Source organism: Novosphingobium sp. SG720, from assembly GCF_012275365.1.
GTDB classification, from domain to species: Bacteria; Pseudomonadota; Alphaproteobacteria; order Sphingomonadales; family Sphingomonadaceae; genus Novosphingobium; species Novosphingobium rhizosphaerae.
In genome coordinates this window covers 1,282,564-1,295,598 of the sequence record NZ_JAAZQN010000001.1, presented here as the reverse complement: position 1 = coordinate 1,295,598, position 13,035 = coordinate 1,282,564, and the positions used below count along the sequence as shown (strand labels likewise).

The window sequence follows — 13,035 nt, the reverse complement described above, 5'->3', positions numbered from 1 at the left end:
GCGTTACGGGACGAGCGACAGGTTCAAAGTGGAGGCGTGAGGGCGCCTCCACCCCGGCACTAAGCCTGTCAGAGAACGAAATCGGTGGCGGCGAAGGCAACCTTGCCCGCCACCTTGAGCCAGAAATCGGCCACGCCATCGCCGTTCACATCGCCCTGGATGGTGGTGATGTTGCCAGCGGTAGAATAGCGCAATTCGCCCGCAACCCGGTGGAAAGCGGCGGTGCCGATGAAGGTGAACGGATCGTCCACGCTGTCGGTGCTGCTGATTGCATCGATCTGGTTGAGCTTGATCACGTCCTTCTGAGTCTTGCTGAAATCGGTGATTGCATCGCAGGTCGTGATGGTCAGTCCGGCAAAGTCGGAAATGGCGGTAAAAACGAAGGCATCGGCCCCGGCGCCGCCGGTCAAGGTATCTTGCCCGGCCGCACCGATCAGCGTGTCATTGTCGTTGCCGCCCTGCAGGGCGTCTTTGCCCGCGCCGCCATTGAGCGTGTCGTTGCCGCCATTGCCGGTCAGCGTATCGTCGCCCTCGCGCCCGTTGAGCACATTGGCAATGTCGTTGCCGACCAGCTTGTCTGCCCCGCTGCCGCCGGTGGCGTTTTCGATCGTGCAATTGAACGCGATGCCCAGGTTGTTGGTCAGCGTTTGCAGATTGTCGAACACCAGGGTGGAATAAGTGCCGGCGTGCAGATCGATACGGCAGCCCTTGGAAAAGCCGCTGATATCGATCGTGTCGTTGCCGGCGCCATCCCAGATCGCGGCAAAGAATGGGGCCGTTGCCGAATAGGTATACGTGGTGTCACCAGCATTATATCCGGTGTTGGCGCCATAGATCGATTGGATCGCGGCGATATCATAGACCATCGGCGACTTGATCAGGTATTCGGTCTGCCCCGAACTGCTGTTGTACCACCACACATTCTTGGGATCGGTGTAAGACATGATCGTGTAGCTGCGCACGTCAAAACCCGAAGGGATCTTGTTGCCTTCGAACGGGTGATCCAGGCCCAGCGCGTGGCCGATCTCGTGCATCATCGCCATGTAGTTGTAGGTGCCCACGGCAAACGAGCCGCTGCCATACGTGGGGGAAATCCAGATATCGCCGTGGGCGTTGGCTGCGCCGTTGGACACGATCTTGCAATAGCCCCAGTATTGCCCCGTGACGCTGGACGATTGCGCAATACGGATATCGCCCACGGTGCCCGCGTCGGTTTCACTCACCTGGGTGAAGGTGATGTTGGCAACATTGGCCCAGGCCTGGAACGCGGCCTGGATATTGGCGATCTGCCCGCTGGGCATCGCCCCATGCGTAGCAGCGGTCGGTTCGGTGCCATAGCTGCCGGCAAACTTGCTGGACACACCGTCCAGCCAGGGGAAGCTGTAGGTAATGGCGGTCTTGCCATCGACCATGGTTGACCACTTGGACCGAAAGCCCGGCTTGGAATAAAGCAACGAGTCAAAATACTTGCTGCCGGTGAGACTGTAGGTCGAAACGACCGAAGCGTCGGTATAGCTGGGCATGGGCGTGTTGTCCTTGATCGTGCAACGCCCGCTTTCGGGCTTTCCAAGGCAAACAGGCCATATAGACCCTCAATACCGGGTATTTTTAAGGGCAGGTACTTGCACCCAGCCGGCGTTATCCCGCCGTTATCCGGCAATATCTTGCCGGTTACGCGGCCGGGATATACGGGCTTATGCCTATCAGGCGGCCATTCCGGCGGCGTGGCCACTGGCCCAGGCCCACTGGAAGTTATAGCCGCCCAGCCATCCGGTGACATCCACCGCCTCGCCGATGGCAAAGAGGCCCGGCACCTTGCGCGCTTCCATCGTGGCTTGGGAAAGTTCGGCCGTGCTGATGCCGCCGGCGGTCACTTCGGCCTTGGCGAAGCCCTCGCTGCCATTGGGCATGAATTCCCACGCGCGCAGCCGTGCCTGTGCGGCGCGCAGGGCCTTGTCGGGCAAGTTGCCCATTTCGGCGGAAAGGCCGATCTGTTCGGCCAGGGCCGTGGCCAGGCGTTCGGGCAGCGCTTCTGCCAGCACGCTGCGCAGGGCAGCGCGGGGGCGCTGGCGCTTGGCATCGAGCAGCCAATCGCCTGTGCGGCCGGGCAGGAAATCGATGCGCACCGCCTCGCCGCGCTGCCAATAGGACGAAACCTGGAGGATCGCCGGGCCGGACAGGCCGCGATGGGTGAACAGCGCGGCTTCGGCAAAGCGGGCCTTTCCGCAGGCCGCCTCGACCGGGGCGGCAATGCCCGACAGTTCGCGGAACAGCGCCGCTTCGCCAGGCAGGGTGAGCGGCACCAGCGCCGGGCGCGGCTGCACCACCTTGAGGCCGAATTGCCGCGCCAGGTCATAGGCAAAGCCGGTCGCGCCGATCTTGGGAATGGCCGGGCCACCCGTGGCGATGACCAGCGAGGGGGCGGCGAAGGTGCCCTCCCCGGCCTCTACCTGGAACAGCCCATCGGCGTGGCGCACTGCGCGGATCGGGCTGTTGCAGCGCACCTGCGCGCCGCCCTTGGCGCATTCATCCAGCAGCATGTCCACGATCTGGCGCGCAGAGCCATCGCAGAACAACTGGCCCAGGGTCTTTTCATGCCAGGCAATGCCATGGGCATCGACCAGCGCGATGAAATCGGCCGGGGTATAGCGGCTGAGCGCCGAGCGGGCGAAATGGGGGTTTTCGGAAAGATAGCGGTCGGGCGCGGTGTGCAGGTTGGTGAAATTGCAGCGCCCGCCGCCGGAAATCAGGATCTTCTTGCCCGGCTTTTCGGCGTGATCGAGCACCAGGACACGGCGCCCGCGCGCGGCCGCGGTGGCCGCGCAGAACAGGCCGGCAGCCCCGGCACCCAGGATGATCACGTCGTGCGTCATGGCTGGGGCCGTGGGGGATTGGCCGGGGTTTGGCAAGGGGTGGGGAGGGCGGCGTTCTGTTGGGAACATGCCCTCCCCCAACCCCTCCCGCACGCGGGAGGGGGCTTTGGTTGGCGCTTAGATGTGCAGCGCGCGGCCGTAGGCGGCGAGGACGGATTCGTGCATGGCTTCGCTCATCGTCGGGTGCGCGAAGACCGTGTGCATCAGTTCGGCCTCGGTGGTTTCCAGCGTCTTGCCCACGACGAAGCCCTGGATCATTTCCGTGACTTCGGCACCGATCATGTGTGCGCCCAGCAGTTCGCCGGTCTTGGCATCGAACACCGTCTTGATGAAGCCTTCGGGCTCACCCAGCGCGATGGCCTTGCCATTGCCGATGAACGGGAACGTGCCCGCCTTCACGGTGTAGCCGGCTTCCTTGGCCTTGGCCTCGGTCAGGCCCACGCTGGCGATCTGCGGGTGGCAATATGTGCAACCCGGGATGTTGGCGCGGTCCATCGGGTGCGGATGCACGTCCTTGTTGCCCAGTTCGGCGGCAATCGCTTCGGCGGCGATCACGCCTTCATGGCTGGCCTTGTGCGCCAGCCATGGGCCGGGCGTCACGTCGCCGATGGCCCACAGGCCCTTCACATTGGTGCGGCCATAGCCGTCGATGGCAATGATGCCGCGCTCCGCCTTCACGCCCAGTGCTTCCAGGCCGATGTTCTCGGTGTTGGGAACGATGCCGACGGCCACGATCACGTGGCTGTAATCGCCTTCCACCACCTTGCCGTCCTTGGCCTTGATCTTGGCCTTCACGCCATTGGCGCCCACCGCCAGGCTTTCCACGCCCGCGCCGGTCAGGATCTTGAAACCCTGCTTGGTCAGCGCCTTTTCGAGGAAGGCCGAAACATCGGCATCTTCCACCGGCACGACGCGATCCATCATCTCAACGACAGTGACTTCGGCGCCCATATCATTGTAGAAGCTGGCAAATTCGATGCCGATCGCGCCCGAGCCGATGACCAGCAGCTTAGCTGGCAGTTCCTTTGGCGTCATCGCGTGGCGATAGGTCCACACGCGGTTGCCGTCGGCCTTGGCGAAGGGCAGGTCACGCGCGCGCGCGCCGGTGGCGACGATGACGTGCTTGGCCGAAATCGTTTCGGTGCCCTTCTCGCCGGTCACTTCCACGCTGGTAGCGCTTTTCAAGACGCCCGTGCCCATGTGCACGGTGATCTTGTTCTTCTTCATCAGGTGGGTCACGCCCTGGTTGAGCTGCTTGGCCACGCCGCGCGAACGCTTGACCACCGCTTCCAGGTCGGCGCGGATATTGTCCGCCGCCAGGCCATAGCTGGCCGCGTGCTTCATGTTGTTGAAGACTTCGGCCGAGCGCAGCAGCGCCTTGGTGGGAATGCAGCCCCAGTTGAGGCAGATGCCACCGAGCAGCTCGCGCTCTACAATCGCGGTCTTGAGGCCCAGCTGCGCGGCGCGGATCGCCGCCACATAGCCGCCGGGGCCCGAACCGAGGACGATCACGTCATATTGATCAGCCACTTGGAATTCTCCTTATTCGTCAACCGGGCGGGGCCGGCCGGTGCCGTCAACGGCAACAAACGTGAACTTGGCCTGGGTGACCATCGAGGCTTGCTCGCGGTGCCGCTCGCGCCGCCATGCCTCGATGGCGATGGTCATCGAGGTGCGCCCGGTCTTCTCGATCTCGCCATAGACCGAAACCTCGTCCCCCACCTTGACCGGCTGGACGAACTGCATGCCATCGAGCGCGATGGTCACCGCCCGGCCGCGACAGCGGCGGGCGGCGATCAGGCCGGCGGCATTGTCCATCAACGACATCAACCAGCCGCCGAAGATATCGCCATAGGCGTTGCAATCGGCGGGCATGGCCGTGACGCGGATGGCCGGTTCGCGGCTTTGGACGCTCATGCCACCAGCGCCAGCGGGTTTTCCACGATCTGCTTGAAGGCCTGCATCAGTTCGGCGCCGTCAGCCCCGTCGATCGCGCGGTGGTCAAAGCTGCCCGTGGCGCTCATCACCGTGGCCACGCCCAGCGCGCCATCGACGATGTAGGGGCGCTGTTCGCCCGCGCCCACGGCCAGGATCATGCCCTGCGGCGGGTTGATCACGGCTTCGAACTGCTTGATGCCGAACATGCCGAGGTTGGACAGCGAAGCGGTGCCGCCCTGGAATTCGTGCGGCTGCAGCTTGCCTTCGCGGGCCTTGCCGGCCAGCGCCTTCATTTCGGTGGCGATGGCCGAGATCGACTTGGCCCCGGCATCCTTGATGATCGGCGTGATCAGGCCCGAAGGCGCGGCCACGGCCACCGACACATCGACGCGGGTGAAGCTGCGCAGTTCATCGCCGGCAAAGCTGACGTTGCACTTGGGCACCTGCACCAGGGCCTTGGCCAGCGCCTTGATCAAGAGGTCGTTGACCGAGAGCTTGACGCCCTGCGCTTCGAGCGCGGCGTTCAACTGGCTGCGCAGCTTGAGCAGGGCATCGAGGCGCACGTCGACGGTAAGGTAGATGTGCGGGATGGTCTGCTTGGCTTCGGTGAGGCGGCGCGCGATGGTCTTGCGCACGTTGTTGAGCTTTTGCGCTTCGTAAGGAATGCCGAAATCGGGCACCGCAGCCGGGGTGGGTGCAGCCGCCGGCGCCGGGGCGGCAGCAGGCGCGGCAGCCGGTGCAGCGGCGGCAGGCGCCGGGGTGGCAGCACCGGGCTTGGCGCCGAGCACATCGGCCTTGGTCACGCGGCCGTTGGGGCCGCTGCCCTTCACGCTGGCCAGGTCGATGCCCTTTTCGGCGGCGATGCGCTTGGCCAGCGGGGTGGCGATCACGCGGTCACCCTTGGCGGCCGGCGCAGCGGCGGCCGCAACGGGAGCCGGAGCAGGCGCGCTGGCCGCGGGGGCCGGTGCCGCTTCGGCAGCCTTGGCCGGCGCGGGCGCAGCAGCAGCGGGCGCCGGGGCGCTGGCATCTTCGTCTTCACCAGCGATCGTGGCGATCACGGTGCCGACTTTCACGCCTTCGCTGCCTTCGGCCACGTCGATCGACACGATCGTGCCTTCATCGACGGCTTCGAATTCCATGGTGGCCTTGTCGGTTTCGATTTCGGCCATGATGTCGCCAGAGGCAACCTTGTCACCAACCTTGACGAGCCAGCGGGCCAGCGTGCCCTCTTCCATCGTCGGGGACAGGGCGGGCATCTTGATCGCGATGGGCATGGGCTGTTTTCCGTGTCCTTGCTGACAAAAGTGTCAATTCGGTTTGCTAAACTGGTTTTTTGGCAAAAATTCGGGTTAAATCGAATTTTCGTTTCACCACCTCATTTCACCAGCCTTGCACCTTCGGTCAAGCCTCTAGCGACATGCACGGGGCATGATTTTTAAGCAGGCAGTTTACGTATACTGCCATGGGTGTGCACCTCGCCTATTTGCCAGAACCGCGCATTCGCGGTACCACTTGCCACGAAACGGGGGGCGGACCAGCGACATGCCAGACCAGCAGCGCATCTATCTGGTGATCATGGACGAGACCGAGGAAGCGGCCCGCGCGCTGCGCTTTGCTGCAAGGCGCGCGGTGCGCACGGGCGGCGGGGTGCATATCCTGGCGCTGGTGCCGCGCCAGGAATTCGTCGCCTTTGCCGGGGTCCAGGCCACGATCGAGCAGGAAGCGCACGACCGCGCCGAAGTCTTGGCCACGGCCGCGGCCGGCAGCCTGGCGAGCGAATCCGGCCTGGCCCCGCTGATCAGCGTACGCCAGGGCAACGGACCGCAAGTGGTTCGCGAATACCTCAAGGAACATCCGGAAGTGTCTGCCCTCGTGCTGGGCGCGGCGGAAGACAATTCCGGGCCGTTGATCGCCCACTTTGCTGCGGCCGCCGGCACCCTGCCCTGCGTGCTGATGATCGTGCCGGGCGGGGTGGACGACGAGGCGATCGACGCGGTGAGTTGAGGGGGTCTGCCCCCCTCCGTCAGGCCTTCGGCCTGCCACCTCCCCCGGCGGGGGAGGATCATTCAACCCAGATCCTCCCCCACCGGGGGAGGTGGCGGCCGCAGGCCGTCGGAGGGGGTTAGCGCCGCTTGCCCTGGTGGCGGATGTTGCCGGGGCGGCCGCGCTGGCCGACCATGTGCTTGCCGCGGAACTTGGGCTTCACGTCCAGCTTGCTGCCGCGCCGCTCGATCCGCTGGATGCCCTCGGCCACGTCCACCGGCTCGAACTTCAATGCGCCAGTGAGCGGGTTGGCTTCGGCCAGGCGCAGCTTGATGATCATGCCCATGGCGAATTCCTCGCCACTCAGTTCGCCCACCAGGCGCTGGGCCTTCTCGTCATAGTTGAAGCGTTCGGCGCCCAGGGTGGACACCGGCACCAGGCCATCGCCGCCCAGCCCCAGGATCGTGGCGAACAGGCCGAACTTCTGCACGCCGGTGATGCGCGTGTCGAACACTTCGCCCACGCGGGTGGAGAGCCAGGCCGCCACATAGCGGTCGATCGTCTCGCGCTCGGCCTCCATCGCGCGGCGTTCGGCGGCGCTGATCGCGTCGGACACACGGGCCAGATCGCCGCGATCACGGTCAGACAGGCCGGATGTGGCGGGAATGGCGTGGCTTTCCGGGCGCGGCTGCTCCAGGCCATAGGCATCGACCAGCGCGCGGTGCACGAGCAAGTCGGCATAGCGGCGGATCGGCGAGGTGAAGTGCGCGTAGGAGCCGAGCGCCAGGCCAAAGTGGCCGGCGTTGCGCGGGCCGTAAAAGGCCTGGGTCTGGCTGCGCAGCACGGCTTCCATCACCAGCGCCTTTTCCGCCTCGTCGGTCACGTCCTTGAGCATGCGGTTGAACAGGCCCGGCGTGATCACTTGGCCGAGCGAGAGCTTGCGATCGAACGTGGCGAGATAGTCCTTGAGCGCCAGCAGCTTTTCCCGGCTCGGCGGCTCGTGAATGCGATAGACCACCGGGGCAGTCTTGGCTTCCAGCGCCTTGGCCGCCGCGACGTTGGCGGCGATCATGAAGTCTTCGACCACACGGTGCGCGTCGAGCCGCTCGCGCAGCGCGATCTGGGCGATGCGGCCCGCCTCGTCGAGCATCACGCGGCGTTCGGGCAGTTCGAGTTCGAGCGGATTGCGATCCGAGCGCGCCTTTTCCAACAGGCGCCACGCGGCCCACAGGTTTTGCAGGTGCGGCTCGGCCCGATCCTCGTCGATGCGGGCCTGCGCCTCTTCATAGGCGATCACTTCGTGGATGCGCACCAGCGCGCGGGTGAAGCGGAAATCGGTGATCCGCCCATCGGCGGCAATGTGCAGGTGGCAGGCCATGGCCGCACGATCCGCGCCGGATTTGAGCGAGCAGACATCGGCGCTCAAGACTTCGGGCAGCATCGGCACGACGCGATCGGGGAAATAGACCGAATTGCCGCGCTTGCGGGCATCGCGGTCCAATTGCCCGCCGGGACGCACGTAGAAGCTAACGTCGGCGATGGCGACCAGCGCACGGAAACCGCCCTCGCCATCGGGCTCGGCCCAGATCGCATCGTCGTGGTCGCGCGCGTCGCTGGGGTCGATCGCCACGATCGGCAGGGCACGCAAGTCTTCGCGGCGATCCTGGCTGAGCGGCAGCTTGGCAGAAACTTGGGCCTCGTCCAGTGCTTCGAGCGCGAAGGCCATGGGAATGCCGTGCTTGTGGATCGCGATCAGGCTGAACGCGCGCGGCGCCAGCGGATCGCCCAGTACGGCGGTGACGCGCATGCCCGAACGGGGCGAGCGGCCTGCCGGTTCAGCCAGCACCAATTGGCCCGCCTCCGCCCCCCCGAGATCGGAAATCGGCGCGGCATGGCGCTCGCGCTTGTCGATGGGGGCGAGCCAGCCCTTGCCCACGCCATCAAGCTCGACCACGCCCATGACCTGCTCGCTTTGCTGCGGCAGTTTCTTCATCGGGTGGGCCAACCACTTGCCGGAGCCGGGGCCGCCCACTTCCTCGGTCCGCGCCAGCACGCGGTCACCGGGCTTGAGCGCCGCCTGGCGATCGCGCGCCTTGCCCTTGGGCTCGATCACGCGCAGGCGCGGCGGCGGGCTCGCGTCATCGGGCTGCCAGGAATCGGGAATGGCCAGAACATGGCCCTCGTCGATTTCCACCACGCGCAGCACGGTCACCTTGGGCACGCCGCCCATGGCATGAAACGCGGTGCGGTTGCCGTCGATCAGGCCTTCTTCGGCCATGTCTTTCAAAAGCGCCTTGAGCGCGATCTTCTCGGTGCCCTTGAGGCCGAAAGCCTTGGCAATCTCGCGCTTGCCGGCCGCTTCCGTGCTCTGGGCGATGAAATCGAGCACCTGCTGGCGCGAAGGGAGTCCCTGGGGAAATTTGGTCTTGACCATCTTCTCGCATGTGGGCGCTTGGGCGAAAAAGCGCAACCTTGCACAGCGCGCTTGGAGCGCGATCGGCTTTGACTGCGCCAAAGCCGGCGCTCCAGCCTTCTGATTTGCCGCATTTTCCGAGTCGGCAGGTGATTCCACCTGCCTTGAAATGCTCTAGGCGGGATGCAGGACGACGACCTTGCAATCGGGACGATCGGCGGGAATCCAGGTGAATTGGCGGAAGGCCAGATGCCCATCCCACGGGTGGTCGAAGCGGCGCAGGCCGCCTTCCCGGCCCTGCACCACCTGCTCGTCCCACAGACTGGCGAAATCAGGACTTTCCACGCGCAGGTCGGCCACGATCCGCTCGCTCACCGGATCGGCATGGCGGCCGGCATGATCGGCGCGGAATTCGGCGATCAGGCGGCGCGCGCGTTCGTGCCAATCGGGCAGCATGGCCCGCGCTTCGGCCCGCAGGAACATGTAGCGCAAGAGGTTGCGCTCCCCCATGTCGTCCAGCCAGCCGGGAAACAACCGCTCTGCCCCGGCATTCCAGCAGGTGGCGCGCCAGGTGCGATCGAGGCCGTATGCCGGCCCCGGCGCGAATTCCACCAGGACGCGCACCGAATCCGGCGCTTCTTCCAGCGTTGTCGCCATGGGCGCTTCGGGATCGAGCCGGCCCGCCAGCTCGAACAGATAGGCACGCTCTGCCACCGACAGCGCCAGCGCGCGGGCGAGGCGCGCGAGGGCGTGCGGTGAAGGGTTCGCCTCGCGCCCCTGCTCCAGCCAGGCGAGCCAGGTGGTGCTGATGCCGGCGCGAATGGCCAGTTCCTCGCGTCGCAAGCCGGGGGTGCGGCGCCGGCCGCTGCCTTCGGCCGGGCAGCGTTCGCGCGAGGCGCGCAGGAAGCGGCCCAGTTCCTGTCTCGTGTCGGTCATGGAAGTGCTTATAACAGGATAAGTGCCAATCTTGTAACAGGGTAAATCGCGGTTCACACGGAGACGCGAAAGGAACGACCATGACCCGACCCAGCCACGATGATCACGCCGATGCCCAGTTCGGCAGCCGCGCCGCCGCCTATGTTTCCAGTGCCGTTCACGCCCAGGGCGCCGATCTCTTGCGCATGGGAGAGACCCTGGCCGCGCGACGCCCGGCGAAGCTGATCGACATCGGTACCGGCGGCGGCCATGTGGCCTATGTCGCCGCGCCCCACTGTGGCGAGGTGATCGCCACCGATCTTTCGCCCCGCATGCTGGCGGCGGTGGAGGCGGAAAGCGCGCGGCGCGCCTTGGCCAACGTGGTTACTTGCGTGAGTGCAGCCGAGACGCTGCCCTTTGCCGATGGCCATGCCGATGCCGTGGCCAGCCGCTTTTCCGCGCATCACTGGAACAGCCTGGCGCGCGGGCTGGCCCAGGCGCGGCGGGTGTGCCAACCGCGCGGCCTGGCCCTGTTTGCCGATGTGGTGGCGCCGGCCAGCGCGCTGTGCGACACGCATCTGCAAGCGGTGGAATTGCTGCGCGATGCGAGCCATGTTCGCGATTACAGCCTGGCCGAATGGACCGTCGCGCTGGGCCAGGCCGGCTTTGCGATTTCCGCGATCACGCCGGGGCGCCTGCGCATGGACTTTGCGCAATGGACGGCGCGGATGGGCACTCCGCCCGATCTGGCCACCGCCATTCGCCAGCTTCAGAGCCAGGCTCCGCGCGAAGTGCAGGACCACTTCGCGATCGAGGCCGATGGCAGCTTTACCATCGACACCTTGCTGATCGAGGCAGAGGCGGCCTGATCAAACCTGCCCGTCCAACGGCTGCGGGCCATAGCGATTGGCGCCGAGCGTGGACGGGCGCGCCGCCAGTGCAACCAACAGCGCAAAGGCCAGCCAGCCCAACGCGGCAACCGACCAGTTGGTTTCGTGCAGCATCACGCCCGGCTGATGTGCGCCCCGCTGCATGACCTCCATCGTGTGGGCAACCTGCGAGGGCGCCGCTGCCAGGGCGAGCAGATAGGGCACGCCGGGCAGCAGCACGAACCAGCCCGAAAGGTTGGCATCGTGCAGCCGGCGGACGAGGCTGGCCACCAGCATTGCCATGGAGATCAACCCGATGACGATGCCCAGCACCATGAGGTGGGGCAAGGCCGCGGTGATATTCGCCTGGACCGCGGTGGCCGTGGCATCGGGATCGGCACTGTTGCGCGTCGCATCGAACGCAGTGGTCATCGTGCTGCGCATCAGCGGCACGGCAGCGAGCGTGCCGGCGATCCAGCGCAACAGCAACAGGAACAAGGCGTAATACCAGAACGTCTGGCGCGCATCGCGGCCTTTGAGGTTGAAGAGATTGCGCAATCCGTGTTTGATGGCGTGAAGCATGGGCTTCTCCCAAGGCTGGTTATCGCAATTCAGCGTTGTTCCTGCGGCTCGAAACCGCCGCCCGGCACGGCCGAGGCCACCGGGCTTGCGCTGCCATCGGCGGCAATCGCGCTGACGCCGAAGAACCAGTCATCGCCGCGCACGCCGGGCAGAGTTACCTGGGTCTGCGTGGTTTGCAGCACGGGCTTGACCGGCCAGCCCGGTGCGTCGGTGCGGCGCTGCCACAGGGCATAGCGCACCGCGCCGGGCACCGGTTTCCACGATACCTCGGTGAAAGTTTGCACCGCGGCTTTCACCGTGGCGACTGGCGGCAGCGGCGCACGGGCGAGCGCGGCAAGGCCGGCGACGTTGAGCCGCGTCACTTTGGCGAGGTAGGCAAAGTCCATGGCATCGATCGTATCGCCATAAGCGCGGCCCTGTTCGGTGCGCAGATCCTGATGCTGGCGGTCGTAATTCTCCACCGCGACGGAAAAGCGCACGGCGGGATAACCCAGCGCCTCGAACGGCAAGTGATCGCCGCCCCGGCCCATGCGATCGGCGCGCCAGACCTGGCGGACGGCGAGGCCCGTCCGGACCGGATCGGACAGGCCCGCCAGCCAGCGCGACAAATTGCGCGAGGGGCTGTCGTTCTCCCCGCCGATGGCGCGTTGCGCGCGGGCGAGCGCGGCATCGCCATCGCCGCGCGGGCCTTCGGAAAACACCCGCACGTGGGTATCGTCCACCAGCCCGTCAGACCCGCGCGAATTGCCGACGATGTCGTTGTTGAACATGGCTTTTACTGTCCAGCCTTGCGCCTTGGCATATTCGGCCAACAACTTGCCGCCATAGAGGCCCTGCTCTTCCCCGCTGAGCACGGCATAGACGATGGTGGTGGGAAACTTTCGCTTTGACAGCACGCGAGCGGCTTCGAGCACCAGCGCCGTGCCCGAGCCATCGTCGTTGGCGCCGGGGGCATCGGCCGTGGCGTTCATCACGTCGCTGACGCGGCTGTCGATATGGCCGGCCACGATCACCACTTCGTTGGGGCGCTCGCTGCCGCGCTGGATCGCGACGACATCGACGATCCTGGTCGGCGTGGGCAGGCGTTCGCCGGTGACGGTGGTTTCGGGGGTAACGATGGCGAGGCACTGGCCGCAGGCGGCGCTGCTCGCCTCGAACTGCGCCTTGGCCCAGGCGCGCGCCGCGCCGATGCCGCGCTTGGGATCGGTGGGCGAAGACATGGTGTGCCGCGTGCCGAAGCCGACCAGGGTTTCCACGTCGGCCTTGAGGCGCTGTGGGGAGACTTCCTGGGCGTGGAGCGGCAGGGCCAGGGCCAAGAGCGGGAGGGCAAGAAGAGCGCGGGTCATGTCGCGCAGGGTAAACGATATATTGCGCGAGGTAAGGGGGAACATGCCCTCCCCCAACCCCCTTCCGCAAGCGGGAGGGGGCTTTCTTCTCTGGCTCCCCTCCCGCAAGCGGGAGG

At 65.9% G+C, this 13,035-nt stretch carries 11 protein-coding genes; 2 read left to right on the top strand and 9 right to left on the bottom strand.

Annotated features, from left to right (window positions below; all coding sequences use genetic code 11):
- Positions 1-68: 68 nt before the first annotated feature.
- From FHW94_RS23555 to FHW94_RS05860, 5 genes are all read right to left on the bottom strand, one after another.
- Entirely contained in the window at positions 69-1,523 is a 1,455-nt protein-coding gene (locus FHW94_RS23555; RefSeq protein ID WP_168554760.1) for a M10 family metallopeptidase, read from the bottom strand.
- A 180-nt stretch (positions 1,524-1,703) separates the two neighbouring features.
- The gene (locus tag FHW94_RS05875; RefSeq protein ID WP_168554759.1) at positions 1,704-2,873 is read right to left on the bottom strand and encodes an NAD(P)/FAD-dependent oxidoreductase; all 1,170 of its coding nucleotides are present in this window, start codon (positions 2,871-2,873) and stop codon (positions 1,704-1,706) included.
- Positions 2,874-2,990: 117 nt separating this feature from the next.
- Entirely contained in the window at positions 2,991-4,403 is a 1,413-nt protein-coding gene (gene lpdA, locus FHW94_RS05870) for a dihydrolipoyl dehydrogenase (protein WP_168554758.1), read from the bottom strand.
- Positions 4,404-4,415: 12 nt separating this feature from the next.
- Positions 4,416-4,790: an acyl-CoA thioesterase gene (locus FHW94_RS05865; RefSeq protein ID WP_168554757.1), complete on the bottom strand. Its 375-nt coding sequence runs from the start codon at positions 4,788-4,790 to the stop codon at positions 4,416-4,418.
- The gene (locus FHW94_RS05860) at positions 4,787-6,085 is read right to left on the bottom strand and encodes a pyruvate dehydrogenase complex dihydrolipoamide acetyltransferase (RefSeq protein WP_168554756.1); all 1,299 of its coding nucleotides are present in this window, start codon (positions 6,083-6,085) and stop codon (positions 4,787-4,789) included. The genes FHW94_RS05865 and FHW94_RS05860 overlap by 4 nt, the downstream gene beginning before the upstream one ends.
- 268 nt (positions 6,086-6,353) lie before the next feature.
- On the opposite strand from FHW94_RS05860, the gene FHW94_RS05855 reads away from it, so the two are divergent.
- Positions 6,354-6,815: a universal stress protein gene (locus FHW94_RS05855; RefSeq protein ID WP_168554755.1), complete on the top strand. Its 462-nt coding sequence runs from the start codon at positions 6,354-6,356 to the stop codon at positions 6,813-6,815.
- Positions 6,816-6,933: 118 nt separating this feature from the next.
- On the opposite strand, the gene FHW94_RS05850 is transcribed toward FHW94_RS05855, so the two are convergent.
- Both FHW94_RS05850 and FHW94_RS05845 read right to left on the bottom strand, forming a co-directional pair.
- Positions 6,934-9,228 (bottom strand): VacB/RNase II family 3'-5' exoribonuclease, encoded by a 2,295-nt coding sequence (locus FHW94_RS05850; RefSeq protein ID WP_168554754.1) that lies wholly within the window; start codon positions 9,226-9,228, stop codon positions 6,934-6,936.
- 153 nt (positions 9,229-9,381) lie between these two features.
- A complete protein-coding gene (locus FHW94_RS05845) occupies positions 9,382-10,143 on the bottom strand; it encodes a helix-turn-helix transcriptional regulator (protein WP_168554753.1) in 762 nt (253 codons plus the stop codon).
- 80 nt (positions 10,144-10,223) lie between these two features.
- Here FHW94_RS05845 and FHW94_RS05840 point away from each other — a divergent pair, with 80 nt between their 5' ends.
- The gene (locus FHW94_RS05840) at positions 10,224-10,991 is read left to right on the top strand and encodes a class I SAM-dependent methyltransferase (RefSeq protein ID WP_168554752.1); all 768 of its coding nucleotides are present in this window, start codon (positions 10,224-10,226) and stop codon (positions 10,989-10,991) included.
- Here the strand turns inward: FHW94_RS05840 and FHW94_RS05835 are convergent, their stop codons facing one another.
- A complete protein-coding gene (locus FHW94_RS05835; RefSeq protein WP_168554751.1) occupies positions 10,992-11,573 on the bottom strand; it encodes a DUF805 domain-containing protein in 582 nt (193 codons plus the stop codon).
- A 29-nt stretch (positions 11,574-11,602) separates the two neighbouring features.
- On the bottom strand, positions 11,603-12,919 hold the full coding sequence (locus FHW94_RS05830) for a M28 family peptidase (RefSeq protein WP_168555499.1): 1,317 nt from the start codon (positions 12,917-12,919) through the stop codon (positions 11,603-11,605).
- Between the last annotated feature and the right edge of the window lie 116 nt (positions 12,920-13,035).